Annotated in this window: 11 protein-coding genes; 8 read left to right on the top strand and 3 right to left on the bottom strand. The window is 43.2% G+C overall.

The genetic code is table 11. From position 1 onward, the window contains the following. Position 1: 1 nt before the first annotated feature. The 6 genes from tssF to AZH43_RS07415 are packed head-to-tail and all read left to right on the top strand — an operon-like array spanning position 2 to position 9,875. Complete coding sequence (tssF, locus tag AZH43_RS07440; protein WP_067668284.1) at positions 2 to 1,810, top strand: type VI secretion system baseplate subunit TssF; 1,809 nt, start codon at positions 2 to 4, stop codon at positions 1,808 to 1,810. Continuing rightward, a complete protein-coding gene (tssG, locus tag AZH43_RS07435; RefSeq protein ID WP_067668282.1) occupies positions 1,774 to 2,769 on the top strand; it encodes a type VI secretion system baseplate subunit TssG in 996 nt (331 codons plus the stop codon). Before tssF ends, tssG begins: the two co-directional genes overlap by 37 nt. Next, positions 2,766 to 4,202: a hypothetical protein gene (locus AZH43_RS07430; protein WP_067668279.1), complete on the top strand. Its 1,437-nt coding sequence runs from the start codon at positions 2,766 to 2,768 to the stop codon at positions 4,200 to 4,202. The genes tssG and AZH43_RS07430 overlap by 4 nt, the downstream gene beginning before the upstream one ends. Before the next feature lie 55 nt (positions 4,203 to 4,257). Then, positions 4,258 to 8,100 carry a type VI secretion system membrane subunit TssM gene (gene tssM, locus AZH43_RS07425; RefSeq protein WP_067668277.1) on the top strand — a complete coding sequence of 1,281 codons (3,843 nt, stop codon included), beginning with the start codon at positions 4,258 to 4,260 and terminating at the stop codon, positions 8,098 to 8,100. Between the two features lie 39 nt (positions 8,101 to 8,139). After that, positions 8,140 to 9,105: a type VI secretion system-associated protein TagF gene (tagF, locus tag AZH43_RS07420; protein WP_067668275.1), complete on the top strand. Its 966-nt coding sequence runs from the start codon at positions 8,140 to 8,142 to the stop codon at positions 9,103 to 9,105. Beyond that, positions 9,102 to 9,875: an OmpA family protein gene (locus AZH43_RS07415; protein ID WP_067668273.1), complete on the top strand. Its 774-nt coding sequence runs from the start codon at positions 9,102 to 9,104 to the stop codon at positions 9,873 to 9,875. Before tagF ends, AZH43_RS07415 begins: the two co-directional genes overlap by 4 nt. 142 nt (positions 9,876 to 10,017) lie before the next feature. Here AZH43_RS07415 and AZH43_RS07410 read toward each other — a convergent pair whose 3' ends face one another. The 3 genes from AZH43_RS07410 to AZH43_RS07400 all read right to left on the bottom strand — a co-directional run bounded on the left by AZH43_RS07410 (position 10,018) and on the right by AZH43_RS07400 (position 13,408). Continuing rightward, on the bottom strand, positions 10,018 to 11,436 hold the full coding sequence (locus AZH43_RS07410; RefSeq protein ID WP_067668271.1) for an amidase: 1,419 nt from the start codon (positions 11,434 to 11,436) through the stop codon (positions 10,018 to 10,020). A 391-nt stretch (positions 11,437 to 11,827) separates the two neighbouring features. Further along, entirely contained in the window at positions 11,828 to 12,817 is a 990-nt protein-coding gene (locus tag AZH43_RS07405; protein ID WP_067668269.1) for an ABC transporter substrate-binding protein, read from the bottom strand. 3 nt (positions 12,818 to 12,820) lie between these two features. Beyond that, complete coding sequence (locus AZH43_RS07400; RefSeq protein ID WP_067668267.1) at positions 12,821 to 13,408, bottom strand: ANTAR domain-containing response regulator; 588 nt, start codon at positions 13,406 to 13,408, stop codon at positions 12,821 to 12,823. Between the two features lie 430 nt (positions 13,409 to 13,838). Here AZH43_RS07400 and AZH43_RS07395 point away from each other — a divergent pair, with 430 nt between their 5' ends. Together AZH43_RS07395 and nirB are read left to right on the top strand one after the other, a co-directional pair. Continuing rightward, complete coding sequence (locus tag AZH43_RS07395; protein WP_067668265.1) at positions 13,839 to 15,188, top strand: MFS transporter; 1,350 nt, start codon at positions 13,839 to 13,841, stop codon at positions 15,186 to 15,188. 44 nt (positions 15,189 to 15,232) lie between these two features. Beyond that, positions 15,233 to 17,779: a nitrite reductase large subunit NirB gene (gene nirB / locus AZH43_RS07390; protein ID WP_067668263.1), complete on the top strand. Its 2,547-nt coding sequence runs from the start codon at positions 15,233 to 15,235 to the stop codon at positions 17,777 to 17,779. Positions 17,780 to 17,797 lie beyond the last annotated feature (18 nt).

Below are 17,797 nucleotides of genomic sequence, written 5' to 3'. Positions count from 1 at the left end.
TGTGATTGAAGAGTTGTTACCGTATTATGAAAAGCAATTGCAGGAGTTTGCTCAGCAATCCCGCGAATTTGCGCAGAAATATCCAAAGATTGCACAGCGTTTATCATTAAACCAAGAGCAAATTGACGATCCGCATATTGAACGCCTGATACAGGCTTTTTCCTTGATTTCGGCCAGAATTGATAAAAAGCTGGACGACAGCTATGACGTGTTTACACGCTCAATTTTTGAAGTAATGTTTCCGCAGTATCTAAAGCCATTTCCTGCAAGCTCCGTGATTTCTTTTGATGATATGAACAAAATCAAACAGCTTTCTGGAGCACTCAGCATTCCGCGCGGAACAGCATTAAAATCTAAAAGCATCCGTGGTGTGCAGTGTGAATATTCAACGGTGCAGGAAGTCCGCTTGCTGCCTATAGTGCTTAAACAGCTTCATTTTAAAGCGCATCCAACGGCGCACATACACTTAAATCAAAATGCGACCATCAGTTTAGACTTTGAAATATTCAATCAATTGCACGCGCATTTGACACTTGAAAAACTGCCTATTTATTTAGATGCAATTTCCAATTTTCCTTTACAGGTGCTGGACAGTATTTTTAAAGCCACGACCAGTTTTTCAATACAGGCAGGCCAGCAAACTTTTGAGATTGCCAATCCTTTTGAGCTGGCAGGGTTCGCTGAACAGCAAAGTATTTTGCCTCTTGATCAGCATACCCATCAGGCATACAGGCTGCTGATGGAATATTTTTGCTGCCCCGAAAAGTATAATTTTCTGACCTTGAATTTAGGCTTTCTGCATTTATTAGATGCGGCTGCAAATGAGTTTGAAGTACAGGTGCATTTTAAAATGAATTTAAATGATCAGGCAGCTTTAAGAAATTACACGGAATTAAATGCTGCCAATTTTAAATTATTTTGTACACCTGCCGTCAACCTGTTCAAGAAGCAGGCTGAACCGCAAAAAATTGACCACAAACGAATGGAATACCCGCTGCTGACAGATGCGCACCATCCGGAATATTATCAGGCGTATTCAATTTTAAGCATGAAGATGATCCGTGAGAAAAGTGGCCAAGATCAGGCGATTTTTCCTGTTTTACCGTTCTTTTCAATGAATCATTACCATCAGGAGCAGGCAAACTTTTATTACTGCTTAAATACGGCGGCGCTGAAAAATAAAAACCAAGCCTTGAGTTATTCGCTCCTGTCAAAACACCTCGCGCCTCAGAGCACGCAGTCTGACTTCATCAGTATTGAGCTGCTGTGTTCTAATCAGGATTTACCGTATGAAAGCTACAATAAAGAGCAAAATGTCCTGACATTGAATGACAGCAGTCTGGCGCGCCGCGCTCTAATGTTAAAACGTCCAAATCCGCCTTATTATTTTGAACAGAATAAACAGGAACAATGGCGCATTATTTCGCATCTTTCCTTGAATATGATGTCGCTAATGAATGGCGATGGAGTTGCTCATCTTAAAGAACTGCTTGAATTATATAATTTGCCGAAATCACGTGAAAACCAAATTCTGATAGAAGCGATCCAAACCCTGGATTTTGAATTGACGCAAAAGCTGGTCGACAGTCAGCCTTTTCCTTTATTTGTGCGGGGAGTTAAAGTCAGGCTTGGCATTCAGGCGGAGATTTTCCGCGGACACAGCATCTATATTTTCAGCCAGCTTTTGGCGCAAGTCTTCAATTTAAAGGTGCAAATGAACAGTTATGTAGATGTCACAGTCTATGATATTCAATCCCAGCAGGAGTTATACCAATGCATGCAGAACGTTGGTGGCAAGAAGCTTCTGTAATTGAAGATTTACTGAAAAATCCGGCATCCTTTGAGTTTATTCAAGCCGCGCGTCTGCTGCGGCATATGCCTTATGCGGATGCAGATCAGTACTGGGCTGCCAATTTTCAGTTTAACAGTTCATTGAAACTGAATTTTCCGCAATCTGAAATTGAGTCTCTGCAAATTGAGCGCGGGCAGGTGCATTTAACCAATTTAGTGGTAGGCCTGACCGGCATGCAAGGTGCGCTGCCTTACAGCTATACCAATAAAATAAAATCAAGCAGCCGTCAGCCGCGAACCGAAGCTCAGCAATTTTTAAATTTGTTCAATCATAAACTGACAGCTCAATATGTGGATGCCAGCATCAATTACAATCTGCCGCTGCGGTATGAGATTGATCATGAAAACAAATATCTGGACATAATCCATGCCTTAAATGGCTATATTAAAAATCAGCATCATCCGCAGGATATGGAAAATCTGGTTGCTGAATTTTCTGGCCTGATGCAGGGGCAAAACAATAGCGTTTATGCACTTAAGACCATGCTGCGCTGTATTTTTGATGTAAATGTTGATGTTCTAGAATTTATTCCCGCCAAATTCAATTTAAGCGCTGAACACAAAAGCTGCCTTGGACGGCTGCCAGGCGCTGCTTTGGGAGTCAATACTTTCTGCGGTGAAACCGTTCATCAGATAGATGACAGAATCGAGCTTTTAATTGGGCCATTGAACCGTAAAGATTATTTAGACTTTTTGCCTCAAGGTTCGATGAGTGAAAAACTAAAACAAATCATCAGCATGTGGTGCAGCCCGACTTTATTGGTGGAAGTACGGCTGATATTAAAAAAAGAAGACATAAAGCCCGTCTGTTTAAGCTCAAACAGTGTCGTTGGACTGTCTCAGGCGACAGTTTTGAGCTCTGACTGTTCAGCGGATAATGCTGAAACCTGTTATGCATTAATAGGGGATAAACATTGATTAAATTCATAGTGATTTTCGTTGCAGCTTTAGCGATTGCAATCAATGCATGTGTAATTTTCTATTGGCGCGATATTGCTTATGATCCGTCAGAAACTGACCTCATCCTTTATCTTTTGCTGCTGCCGCTACTGGCTGCAGTCACAGCATTGGCTCCTTATTTTATCTTTTTAGGCATTAAGCGCTATAAGCTAAGTCAGGAAAAGAAGCAGCGGCAAGCCGCTGAAGCTGAGCTGATGCAATCTGAACAAAAGTTAAAGAACAGCGAAAAAAACATTGCAGCAGAGAGCCGGCAATTTTCGGTCAAGATTTATTCAGCATCGGCTGTACACAGTTTTGGTGAAAATGCCTCCATACTTGAACAATATATGCGATTCAAAAGCCCAGAACTGGATCCAAATTTATTCAATGCCTATGGCCTGCCGGTACTGTCTTTTCGGATTAAAGATTTGGATGAAGCTGTGCAATCCGCTGAAGACGATGAGCCCAGCAATATTTCTATGCGTGAGCAACGAATTGCGCAGTTGCTGAATCAGCAAATTGAACAGCATACAGAGACTTTAATGATGGTATCCAACCATTTAAAAGATTCCGCAATGTTCTATAACAGTGAAATGGCTTATCAATACCGTATGCACCCCGCATGGATCTCCGAGATTGACGTATCGGAACATACTGATGAAAAAACAGAAAATATTTTAGAGCCGGTATGCCGTTTAGATAAGATTACGGTTCATATTTTACTGGCTGAAAATCTGATTCATCACTGGAGTGAATCTTTTAGTGAAAAACTGCAGAATCAGCTGGCTGGTCCATATTCAATTTTGCATGCGCAAATTGAAATTGAACATCATTTTATGAGCCAGCAAACATCTTATGCTGCATGGCTAAAACTTCTGGATCAGATTGCAGAGCAGAAGCATGCATTTAACCTCATCATTAATGCAGATTCTGAAATCGATCAGGATTGGATTGATGAGAAATTTTGGCAAACTGAAGCTTATATAGCGGCTGAGTATGCGTCGAGCTGGTGCATTTCCAGCCTTGATACAGAAGTTTTACAGTTAATCCCGCAAAAAATTCTGAAAATTGCGTTAAATGAAACAGATCTGGATGCTTTTTTAGCGAAAAATCAGCTCATTGAACATGCCCAATTCAAACAGGATACGCCATTTGTCTTGATCTTGGATGATCCTGCGGATATTAAAACCATCAAGAAACTTCAGCACAATTTAATTGATTCTGCTGTTGAATCGCATCATTTGCTATATACCAAAACCAATTTGGGACATACGCAGCAGCTTGCAAAAATTTTCAGTTTCATGCTTGGCATGCATTTCCCTGATGAAGGGATTGGCATGGTTTACAGTGTCGATCAAGATAGCGTGTATTCATATTTTCAAGGCTACCTAGAAGACAATCTTCATCAATAATTCGCTGATTTATAGCAAAGAAACTTATAGCAATAAAATAAATAAAGAGAAAAAAGTGAATACATTATTTTATACCTTGCTGGGATATGTCTGGCAATATGTGACCAATCCCAAAGCCATTATGGCGCTTTCATTTTTTGTCGCAATTATGGCCATGCGCAATAGCGTGCCGAACAATTATTTTTGGATGATCACTGCGCTTTATATTTTAGGCCTTGTGATTTGGGGCATATATGAAATTATTCAGCATCATCGAAACGGCAAGCAAGGCGAAATACTGGCAGATGCTATTGTTAAAGATACTGAAACAGAATACGGAAAGTTAAAAAATAAAGAAGAATTGCAGCTGATTAACCAGCAGACTAAAGATTCTATACAGCTGATTCGTAAATCAAAATTGGGTGATAAAAAGGGCAATGCAGCCTTATATGAGTTGCCGTGGTACATGGTCATCGGCAATCCAGCAGCTGGCAAAAGCTCTGCAATTTATAATTCGGGCCTGCGGTTTCCATTTGAAGCTACACATCAAAAAATGATCTCATCCGGCTTAAGCGGAACCCGAAATTGTGATTGGTTTTTTTCCACAGACGGTGTGCTGCTGGATACAGCTGGACGCTATTCGGTATATGCAGAAGATCATTCAGAATGGCTGGGTTTTTTAAATATTTTAAAGAAAAGCCGTACTAAGGCGCCAATCAATGGATTGATTGTGGTTGTCAGCGTGGCTGAATTGGTCAGTCAAAGCCCAGAAAAATCGATTGCACTGGCTAAAAATTTACGCGCTAGGATTCAAGATTTAACCGAAAGGCTGGAAATTTTTGCGCCCGTTTATTTAGTGTTCTCTAAAATGGATCTCATTGCGGGTTTTACTGAATTTTTTGAATGTTACGATAATGACGAATTTGATCAGGTTTGGGGCGCAACATTGCCATACGATTCAAACTCTTCAGAAAACTCAGCAGCGCTTTTTGAAAAGCATTACGGTATTTTATATGATGGCCTGAAAAGTGTCAGCACCACACATTTGAGCCGCCGGCATGCTCAGAATATTTCGCCAAGCGTGATGACTTTCCCTTTAGAGTTTAAAAGTTTAAAGCCGGTTTTAAAAACATTTATCGGTACGCTTTTTCAAGAAAATCCCTATCAGTTTAAACCGGTTTTCCGCGGCTTTTATTTTACCAGCGCGCTGCAGGAAGGCATGATAGAAAGTCCAATGACAGAGCAAATTGCGGAAGATTTTCATTTAATCAAAGGATTAGACAGCGGCTTTGGTGTGCCGACCAAGTCTATTTCTCAAGACCACGGCTATTTTCTTAAAGGTCTATTTTCCAGTGTGATTTTAAAGGATAAGAACCTGGTTAAGCAGCACATTAATCCTGTTCGAAAACGGCAGCGGTTTCTGCTTTTTATTGGCGCTTTATTCACGGTTGCGGTTTTACTGAGTTTATGGATCTGGTCTTATCGAAATAATCAGCAATTAATAGCTGAAGCGAATGCAGATTTAGCAAAAGTGGTGCAAATGGAGTCTCAGTCTGGCCATGAGCTGTCGACTCAATTAGAAACCCTGCTGATTTTGCAAGGACATTTGCAGCAACTGGATCATTTCGAACGGGAGCGCCCGCTAAAATACAGTTTCGGTTTATATCAAGGCAATGACATTAGAGAAAAGCTCAAAACTGAATATTTAAAAGGTATTCAGCAAATTGTGCTGCAGCCGGCACAGCAGAATATGGCGCAATATCTGCAAAGGGTAAAAAGCAATGAAGCCATGCTTAAGCAGAACCATATTAATGTTCAGATAAATCAAAAAACACGGGCCAATCAGCCAGATTTAGAGCCAGCGGATACCAATCCACAGGATGCTTACAATGCTTTAAAAGCGTATTTAATGCTGAGTAATCCGCAATATAGGGAATCCAGCCACTTAAGTGATCAAGTAACGCGCTTTTGGCGGTCTTGGCTGGATGCAAACCGAGGGCAGATTCCGCGCAACGACCTGATATCTAAAGCCGAACTGGTCTTATCTTACGCAATGACACTGGCCAATGATCCGAAATTTCCACAATTGGAATCGGATGCGAATCTGGTTGATCAAACCCGTCAAATCTTGCTGGCGGTAACGACGGGCATTCCCGCGCGTGACCGTGTCTACAATGAAATAAAAATGCGTGGATCAGTCCGATTTCCAGCCATTACAGTGAAGCAGATGGTCGGTGAAGCCAGCCAAAACAGCATGCTGGGGAGCTATGCGCTGCCAGGGATTTTCAGCTATCAGGCATGGAATGACTATGTTGAAGATGCGATAGAGCAGGCTGCCAATAGCCCCACAGACAGCAAAGATTGGGTGCTGAATATGACTCAGTCAGATGATTTAACTTTCAGCGGCAGTCCAGAGCAAATCCGCAAGCAGCTGACCGAACTCTACAAGCAGGAATACATTGCTGAATGGCGAAAATTTTTAAATGGCGTGCATTATGCAAAAACTGCTGATTTTAAGCAGCAGTCGAAGCACATGGACATCTGGGGTGAACCCGAAAATTCCCCAATTCGTGCAGTGCTGGAGCGCGCAGCAAAAGAAACAAGTTGGGACAACCCCGTAGTGCAGGCCGAATTAGCGGCGCCAAAAACCGGTTTTGCAGCATGGTTCAAACGTAAAGTTTTGAGTCAAAATGAAGCCAAAATGGCACAGCAGAATCTATCTTCAGCAGCGCAAGGCGTCATTGCGAAAGAGTTTCAGTTATTTTATCAGCTTGTCCGCAAGCGTGATGACCAGCAGAATCAATCATTATTAGATGAATATATGCAGTCTATGGCTCAAGTGCGCAGCAAGCTGAATGATTTGCGCAGTGCCGGCGATGTTGGCCCGGCCAGCATGGCTTTGGCAAAGCAAACCATTAATGATCAAAACTCTGTATTTAACAGCACTCAGAAATATATTGATGAAAAAATGGCTGTAGGACTGAAAGAATCTGATCAGCTGCTGCTGCATAAACTATTGCTTGCACCGCTTACACAGACTTTCGAAACCTTATTGACACCTGCACAGGATGAAATGAATAAACTTTGGATGCTGCAAGCCTATCAGCCATTTTCGGCAAATTTAGCGATCAAATATCCTTTTAATACCAGTGCCGCGCTGCAGGCCACAAGCAATGAAATCAATCAAATTTTTGGAGAAAGCGGCAGTATTACCCGTTTTGTCAAAGAATATCTAGATCCCTTTGTTATTCGCCGCGGCTATACCTTAACCTCAAAAACATGGCAGAACTTAGGCATTGGGATAAACCCGCAATTTTCAGCCAATTTCCAGCGCTATGTCTCTCCAAGTAATGCAATGGCAACAGGTGAATTGAATCAGCCAGCGGCTGCACCAGCCATCAGCCAGTCTAACTTTCAGTTCTTTCCATTGGAAAATCCCCAATTATTGTCCTATACCATTGATATTGATGGCCAAAGGATGATGTTTGAGAATGGCGTACAGCAATGGGTGAACTTTGTCTGGCCGAATAAGGGCGCAATTCCAGGGGCGCGGATTACAGCAGTCGATCTGGAAGGTAAAACGCATACCGTGCTGGATGAGCCTGGTGAATATGGCATAAACCGCTTGGTGGAAGGCGCGCAGCGGACGCAAAAGGGTAATGCTTTTGAAATGGTTTGGCGCAGCAAGCAGAATGCTGATGTTTCAGTCAAAGTTAACTTCCGGTTAGTCAGCGGAGATACTGCGGGCAATATTGGTTCAAATCCTGGCTATAAAGGCATGGCGCTTTCAGAGCAAGTGGTCATGAACAAAGCGGTACGGGTCGTTGCGGCACAGGAAATGCCTGCAGGTTCAATGCTTGTTCCTGTGCAAGCAAACGCAGTGCTTCAAGCCGCAAGCGCAGGAGGAACTGCGCCATGATGGCGATGAAATTTATAGGGAAATACAGGAGATGGGCGCATGCATGAAGTCAAAACCATCCCGCTGTATTATGGAAAATGTCCGGCCCGCGGAGATTTTTTGAAGTCACGCGGACAGCATGCATTGATTCAATTGATTGATCAGTGGATAACTGAAGCATTGGAGCTGGCGATGCAATCCAGCCATTTCCAAGAGGCCTATTCCAAACTGCCTTCCCTAGATTTTTTGATTGCCAGCCCGCAGGACAAGCGGTTTTTGGCTGCCAATTTAATCAGCAGCGAAGACAGTTCTGGACGCCAGTTCCCTATGGTGCTGTGCCATTTGCTTGAGCTGGAGGATCCTTTTGAAAATATTTTATTTGCGCCATACCGCTATAAATTGACATTAATTGATTTATATCAGCGCAACCGGATTATGCGCTCAATCCGCGATCCAGATATTTTATTAGATAAATTAGGCAAGCTTTCGGATGAAATTCAAATTTTTGGCACCGAAGAGGCAGTAGCATTTTATGAACATCACACTGTGCATTCATTTGCCAAAATGCTGAACTTTACGCCTTATCAGCTGGCGCAGAGCATGATCGGCTTAGGGCTTCTGCTGCAGCCGATTATTCAGCACGGCACTTCACGGTTAAATAAAGTGCTGATTTTGCCCATCAACAATATCAGCTATTGCTACGAAATAGCGGCTTTTTGGGTGAATTTGATTAGTCGTTTTATCGAAAATCAGAATGCAGAACTGCTGATAGGAATTTTGCACAGTGAATCGCCAAAACTGCTATTTGGCTTTCAAGGCGCTGATATAACAGCTTTAAGCAGTATTTTTACACAAGATATCCATAATGATTATTGGGTTTCATTAATTGATGCTCATTGGATTGATCCATATTTAGAACAGAATGCGGGTCTTGCGGCATTAGAGCAGGCATTGAGTGAGCGTCAAATCAGCCTTACGCAAGCCATAAAGCTATTTAGGCAAACATTTATAGAAGACAAAGCATGAATAAAAACAAAAAAATGAAACTCTTTGGCAAGGTTCTACGGACAATTTTTCCATTATTAATCTGCTGTTCTGCAAAAGCGCAGCAGCCTGTGGTGATAGAAGGCGCCGTTCCGAATGAAGCAGCAAAGCAGGAAATCCTAAACAAAGCTTATATAACCTATGGCCGTGAAAATATTATTGATAAAATTCGGGTCAAGATGGTTTCTGCACCGAATGGCTGGAGCGGAAATGTCAGCAACATCATTACTGAAGATTTAAAAAAAGTTAAGCAGGGACAGTTGGCTGTCCGAGGCACGCAAGTCAATTTAACAGGAAAAATAACAGATCCAAATGACATTCAGCCTACTGCAGTCAAACTGCAGAATCTTGTTGCATCTGGCTATAAAGTAAATACGCAGCTGAGCGCAGATGCCGCAGAACAGAAGATTATTGATGCCGCGCTAAAAAATCGAATCATCGAATTTGAGTCCGGAAGCGCTGTTTTAGCGCCATCAGGCGTTCAAATTTTGAATGAAATGGCTATCGCTTTAAACAAAGTAGGCCGTAAAAAAGTCAAAATCACAGGGCATACCGACAGTTCAGGAGATAGCGCTAAAAATATTGTACTGAGCCAAGAGCGTGCAGCAGCAGTAAAAAGCTATTTGACCAGCAAAAATATTGCGCCTGAAACAATGAGTACAGAAGGTTTGGGGTCGAATAAACCGGTTGCGGAGAATACGACACCTGAGGGCAGAAAAAAGAACCGCAGGATAGAATTTGAGGTGCTTTGATCCCGAGTCAAATGGTTGTAATTACACTGCGGAAAATAAAAAACCTCAAATTTTGAGGTTTTTTATTTGAATGATCATTTTGTAATTGCAATATATGTACATAAGAATGACAGGGGGCGAAGATTATTTCTTCAATAAATTGCTAGGTATAAATTTTCGCCCATGGCTGAGCTTCTTCAAGTGCATAAGCCAGCTCTAAGAGTGTTCTTTCATCGCCTAAATTGGCTGATAATTGCAGGCCGATCGGCAAGCCAGTTTCAGCAGTTAAACCCAAAGGCAGTGAAATTGCAGGTGCTCCCGCAATATTTTGAATAGGTGTAAAAGTGACATAATTCTGTATTCGTGCAAACAGCTCATCAAAAGAAAGCTGAGGTGAAAGATAGCCGAGTTCAGGCGTTGTGTGAGCCAATACTGGAGACAGCAGCACATCAAGCTTGGTGAAAATTTGCTGATATTCATGCTGTATTTTCTTTAAGCGGTGCAGAAACAGCGGCGTTTTATAAAAATTATTTTTATATAATTGAGATAAGCCCACCGTTAAATTATCTAATTCGGCTGGCTGAAAATTTGAACCAAACAGCTGCTTGCCGAATGTTTGCAGTAGAAATGATAAAAAGCCCCAGTATTGGCTGAAATCATTGACAAAATTTTGTGAAAAAGGCAATTCAAAATATTCAATATGATGTCCCAGACTTTCTAGCAGCTTGGCTGTTTTTTCAAGTGTAGCGCTGGTCTCGGCATCAACAGTTCCTGTAATGGAGCGCTGAACTACGCCAATGCGCAACTTTCTAGCAGATGAGTGTTCTATTAACCCGATTTTAGGCAATTTTACGTTATAAAAACTGCGTTCCATGCCTGCCATAAAGTGGGCAGTATCGCGCACACTGCGGGTCAGCACGCCTTCAGAGATAATTTTAATCGGAAGTTTGCTGGCTGCGTCGCTATCATGCGTTCGGCCTCGCGTTGGTTTAAGTCCAATCAAACCGCAGCAGGCCGCAGGAATACGGATTGAACCCCCGCCATCATTGGCATGCGCAATAGGAACTACACCTGCAGCGACTAAAGCGGCAGACCCGCCAGAGGATGCGCCGCTAGAAAATTTGGTATTCCATGGGTTCAGCGTAGCGGAACCATCTTTATATTCTGTAGTCGCGTTTAGACCAAATTCAGGCAAAGTGCTTTTGCCTAAAAAAATAAAACCCTGATCTATCAGCTGCTGGCTGAATTTTGGGTTTTTAACTGCCGGCGGGCTATGAACAGCGCCAGAGCCATGATGCGTAGCTAAGCCCGCTAAATCAGTATTATCTTTCATCAAAAATGGAACGCCAGCAAAAAGGCCGCTTTGCTCTTGCCCAGCGTGAATAAGCGCTTTTTCAAATTGTTCAAATTGAATGGCATTGAGAATGGGGTTTACACGCTCAGCACGCTTAATAGCCGCTTGAACGGCTTCGTGTGATGAAATGTCCTTATTTTTGATCAGCTGAGCAATTTTAACGGCGTCAAAATTTTCTAAAGCATCTTGTGTAAAACCATGCACTTTGGCAGCGCGCTGAAGGTCCATTGATAAATCCCTTTATTCTTTTATTTCATGTTGATGGAATAGGGATAAGATATATTTTGACAACTATAATTGTCAATTGAACTTTTTAAAAATTATGAAGTTAAGAGGTTGCAACAGTAAATTTACATGTATTAACTTCAATTGCAAAATTGAGATGTATTGATCATGGAACCAGCTAAACATTGAATGCTTTTCAATTGTTAGATTCTAAAAACAGCAGTAAAACCGCCTAAATTTTAGAGATATTCTTGCATGATGTTAATTAAGGAAAGCGGGAACGCCTTGTGCAGATGCAGGCGTTTTAAATGCTTATACAGCAAAAAAAGCAATTCCTTGAAAATCTAGATTTTTATTTTAAAGGAATCGCTCTGCTGCAATTTTTCACCCTGCTTTAATTCGCCTGGCCTGCACAATGGGCCGCAATCTCTTGAATTTTAGCGGCTTCAATTTTTAAATGATCCCATTTGCACATTTGCAGCATAATCCATTCGAAATCACTAGATTTTACGGCGCCTTGAGCGCCAAATGAGCGGATAATGTGCTGTATTTTATAAAACTCATCGACATGCACCAATGAGGAACAACTGAACCTGATAATTTCACTGCACTCCAGCATTTGCCAAATTTCGTCTAATGATTCAAGCGTATTTAAATCTTGCTGAGCAAGCTGAATGGCAGTTTCAATGGCTGTTAAAGTTTGAGGATGCTGCTTTGCCCATTCTTGCGTTGTCGCCAAAACCTTATCAGTGACTTCAGGAATAATCTGTTTGCTGTCAGCAATGACGTGGCTGTAGCCCTCTATTTGCGCCTGAATATTCCATGGCTCACCGACACAGAAGCCATCAACCAATTGTGCAGAAATGGCATCCACCATATATGGAGGCGGCAGGGTGGATAAAGGATAAGTCTGCGCCAGTTCTTCATCCGCCAAAGCAAGCCATTCACGCAAGCAATAATGATGAATAGACTGCTTGAATACATGCGCGAGCTGAATTTTTTGCCCTTTTTTTGCGGCAGCTGCAATTTTTCCTGCAGAACTTTCAGGTGCATCTAGAGCAGATATGCCCAAATCATGGCAAAGTTTTTGACTGAGGCTGATAAAGGCGCGGTTGGTACTGAGCACCAATGATGTTTGAAGCGGTATTCCGAGCTGATCATCTCCAGTTGCCGCAGCAGGCAGCATTGCAGAGAGGCAGTGCGCAGCGTCCAGAATGCCAAAAGCCAGACGGTCGCGCAAACTCGCCCAAGAAGCTTCTTTTACTAATGTGACGTTCAGGCCTTGTGCAGAAAAATAGCCCTTTTTTTGCGCCCAGAGTATGGCGGTGCAATCCAATAACGGAATATATCCTAGTTGAATATCGGTTTTTTCAAGCGTCTTCATGCTTTATTCCTTAAATTGAGACTGCAGCAGTGCTTGGGCATCAATCAGCCGTCTGGCCATTTCTCCCATCGTCATACGATGGCTCATGGCATTTTTTCTGAGCAGGGTAAATGCTTGCTCTTCTTCAATTTTATGCATTTGCATGAGCATGACTTTGGCTTTTTCAATATCTTTTCGATCAGCCAGTTTGCATTTGGTTTCATTCAAATCATTCAGTAATTTTTTATGCTTTTTAAATTGTTCAATTGAAATTTCTAAAATGCTTTCCAGCTTTTCAGGGTCTATGCCGTCAACAATGTAGGCGGTAACCCCAGCTTCTATGGCATTTTTAATGGTGTCTTTATGCGAATTTTTGGTAAATAGCACGGTCGGCAAATCAAACTGGCTGACACAGCTTTCAATAATATCCCGATGCGGATGATCCATATCCAGCAAAATAACGTCTGCATGCAGCTGCTGCAGATCTGTGCTATTCAGATGATCAATCATCAGGCAAGCAACGACTTCAAAATCATGCTCGATTAATGAGGTTTTTATAAAAGATGCCCGTTCAAGATCGTCATCTATCAGGGCGATTTTCAAATTTGGCATACAAAAGCTCAGGTCTGTCCTGAAAAAGGCACTAGATGCATTAAGCAATTTAAGTGCCAACTTTGGGTAATGTTTAAAAAATCAAGGGATATTGTGATTGGTTTTTAGAAAGCGCACTTTAATGATGCGTATTGCGTCGTTCGAATGCGGTTTTATAGAGATATGCAGAGATATTTGAGAGGAACGGCTTAAATTCTATGAAAAAAGCAGAAGGCATAGTTAGGAAAACCCAAATTAAGCACCATAAAATCTGTCATTCATAAATAAATAATCAATTTTACAAAACTGGCATGAACAATGCTTATATCTAATCAAGTCAAAGAAGACTTTCAAAATTTGTAAGACGGCCAACGACGTCCGTTCTGATCGATTCTGTACCGGCACTGTGCCATACAGAAAAACTATACGCTCAGTTCGTCCGGAGAAGGTTATGTCTTCAAATTTAAATGCCAATAAAGCGACAAAAATAAGTCTATTTAATTTTTCTAGTGCAGCAATGCGGGCCTTCCATATGAGTTGGCTCGCATTTTTTGTTTGTTTCTTTGCATGGTTTGCCTGTGCGCCTTTAATGCCGGTTATTGCTGGTGAATTTGATTTGACCAAAGATCAAATCGCCAATATTAATATTGCGGCTGTCGCCATCACGATTCTTGTCCGCTTAATTGTAGGGCCTTTATGTGATAAATACGGCCCGCGTAAAACCTATACCGCTTTATTGATCCTTGGCAGTATTCCTGTTTTTGGCGTGGCATCAGCCAACAGTTATGAATCCTTCCTGTTTTTCCGCTTATTGATTGGCGCAATCGGCGCAAGCTTTGTTATTACGCAATATCACACCAGCATTATGTTTGCGTCCAATGTGGTAGGTACAGCGAATGCCGCAGCAGCGGGCTGGGGAAATGCAGGCGGCGGTGCAACGCAGGCTTTAATGCCGTTGCTGTTGGCTGCACTGGTGATGTTTGGTGTGGAGCAGGCAATGGGCTGGAGAGTTGCGCTGATTGTACCGGGCCTAATGATGCTGATTGTCGGTGCGCTGTATTGGAAATTTACTCAGGACTGCCCGCAAGGCAACTTTAAAGAATTGCGCGCGCAAGGGATCAGTGTCGGCAGTGACAAAAAAGGCGGAATCGCAATTCTTATGCATGCTGCTAAAAACTACCGGGTTTGGATTTTGTTTGGCGCGTATGCCGCGTGTTTTGGCATAGAAATTTTCATTCATAACATTATTGCTTTGTATTACGTCGACCATTTCAGTTTTGGCTTAAAAGAGGCAGGCATGGCTGCTGGAATTTTTGGCTTGCTGGCGCTGTTTGCCCGTGCGCTTGGCGGCATTGTTTCGGACAGAGTGGCGACTAAAAAAGGTCTGGATGGGCGGACTAAAGTCCTGTTTGCCATGATTGTGATGGAAGGCTTATTCCTGATTGTTTTCTCGCAAATGAATACGGCGGTTCTGGCTATTCTGGCAATGACGGTTTTCGCTTTATTTACCCATATGGCGTGTGGAGCAACCTACGCATTGGTGCCATTTATCGACCGTGATGCCTTGGGCGGTGTTGCAGGCATTATCGGCGCAGGCGGCAATGTTGGCGCGGTGGCTGCCGGTTTCCTGCTCAAAGGCATGCTGGATATTCAAACTACATTAATGGTTCTTGGCGGTTTAGTCGTTATTGCCGCCAGCTGTGTTCTGATGATTCGCTTCTCAGTTGAGCATAAAGAAAAAGAACAGCGCTTATTTGAGCAGGCAGTTCAAGCCCGCAACATGGCCGAAGCGCAAAACTAATCGATCAGAACGCTACAGAAAATAGAGAAATTTGGAGAAAGAACATGAAAATTATCATGATTGGTCATGGCATGGTAGGCCACAAGTTTATTGAATCAATACTTGAACATGCTGGTGATGAGGTCGAAATCACCATTTTGGCAGAAGAACCGCGTTTGGCTTATGACCGAGTGCATCTGACCGAATATTTTAGCGGCAAGTCCGTCAAAGACCTAACATTGTGCCGAAGCGACTTTGCCGATGCGTATGGAATTGATTTACGCCTGAATACCAAAGCCGTTGAAATAGATCAGGCCCATCAAACGATCACAACCAATCATGGCGATGTTCTGCACTACGACAAATTGGTGCTTGCGACAGGCTCTTATGCCTTTGTGCCGCCCATTCCTGGCAATGACCGTGAAAACTGTTTTGTCTACCGCACAATTGATGACTTGGATGCGATCCGCGCTGCCAGCTTGAATGCAAAAACCGGTGTTGTGATTGGCGGTGGATTATTGGGATTGGAAGCAGCCAAGGCGCTGCGTGATTTAGATTTGGAAACTCATGTCGTTGAGTTTGCACCGCGCTTAATGGCGGTACAGATTGATGATTTGGGCGGGAAGGTTTTACGTGCAAAAATCGAAAACTTAGGCGTTAAGGTTCATACCCAAAAAGCGACGTCATGTATTGAAGATGGCGTAAACACCAAACACGTGATGAAGTTTGGTGATGGCTCTGAACTCGAAACCGACATCATTTTATTCTCTGCAGGCATCCGCCCGCGCGATGAGCTGGCGCGTCAAAGCGGATTGGCGATTGGTGAACGTGGCGGCATCATAATCAATGATTATTGCCAAACCTCCAATCCTGATATTTATGCCATAGGTGAGTGCGCGCTTTGGCAAAATAAAATCTACGGACTTGTCGCTCCGGGCTATGACATGGCGCGCATTGCCGCAAAGCATGTGATGGAACAAGCTTGCAATGCTTTTGCAGGCGCAGACATGAGCACTAAACTTAAACTGATGGGGGTTGATGTTGCGTCAGTCGGTGACGCGCATGCCATGACACCCAACGCTTTGAGCTATTTCTATGCCGATGAAGATGCTCAGGTCTATAAAAAAATTGTGGTCGATGCGGCGAAAAACAAATTGCTTGGCGCGGTCTTAGTCGGCTGCGCCAAAGAATATAACGACCTTCTGCAAATGATGCTGAACGGTTTGGCTGTTCCAGAAAATCCAGAAAGCTTAATCATGCCGGGCTATGCGCAATCCAGCGCCAAAAGCGGCGGCAGCGGCGTCGATTTACTGCCAGACAGCGCTACCATTTGTTCTTGCAATAATGTTTCTAAAGCAGATATTTGCTCAGCTATTGCCGATGGTTCAACTTCGCTTGGCGCACTAAAAAAATGCACTAAAGCGGCGACGGCATGCGGCGGCTGTGCACCATTGGTGACTCAAGTTTTAAAATCTGAACTGCAGCGCCAAGGGGTGACGGTCAACAATCATTTATGCGAGCACTTTGCCTATTCACGCCAAGAGCTGTATCACTTGGTGCGGGTTAATGAAATCAAAACTTTTGATGATCTGATTGAACAGCATGGCCATGGCATGGGCTGCGATATCTGCAAGCCGACAGCAGCCAATATTCTGGCCTCTTGCTGGAATGACTTTGTACTTAAGCCTAGCCATGCAGGGCTGCAAGACAGCAATGACTATTACCTTGGCAACATTCAAAAAGACGGCTCTTATTCAGTTGTGCCGCGTATGGCCGGCGGAGAAGTTACGCCCGATGGCCTGATTGCCATTGGTCAAATTGCCAAAGAATATGGTTTATACACCAAACTTACCGGTGGCCAGCGTGTCGACATGTTCGGCGCACAGGTTCATCAATTGCCTGAAATCTGGGAAAAATTAATCGATGCAGGCTTTGAATCAGGGCATGCATACGGCAAGTCGCTACGTACAGTGAAATCTTGTGTCGGCAGCACATGGTGCCGTTTTGGCGTAGATGATTCTGTGGGTTTAGCCATCTTCTTAGAAAACCGTTACAAGGGCTTGCGTTCGCCGCACAAATTGAAAATGGCGGTGTCGGGCTGTACCCGTGAATGTGCCGAAGCGCAAAGTAAAGACGTCGGTGTCATTGCTACGGAAAAAGGCTGGAACCTATATGTATGCGGCAATGGCGGGATGAAGCCGCGTCATGCAGAACTGCTGGCTTCTGACTTGGATACGCAAACCCTGATCCGCTATATCGACCGATTCTTTATGTTCTATATTCAAACCGCAGACCGTCTGCAGCGCACGTCGGTATGGCGCGACAATATGGAAGGCGGCTTGGATTACTTAAAAGATGTGGTGGTGAATGATTCCTTGGGTGTTGCTGCCGAGCTTGAAAACCGTATGAGCCATGTGGTCGGGACTTATCAAGATGAATGGCGTACTGCGATTGAAGATCCTGAAGTACGTAAACGCTTCGTCACTTTTATCAATGCCAAAGCGGAACAGCAAAATGATCCGCACATTCAGTTTGCGCAAGTGCGCGGGCAAATTCGTCCTAAAAATGAAGCTGAGCGTGATGAGACCCGCATTCCAGTAGTGGAAGCATAAAAGATAAATATTAAACTT

The organism is Acinetobacter pragensis (assembly GCF_001605895.1).
GTDB lineage: Bacteria > Pseudomonadota > Gammaproteobacteria > Pseudomonadales > Moraxellaceae > Acinetobacter > Acinetobacter pragensis.
The sequence above is the reverse complement of the archived record's forward strand: the minus strand, read 5'-3'. Positions and strand labels throughout refer to the sequence as shown.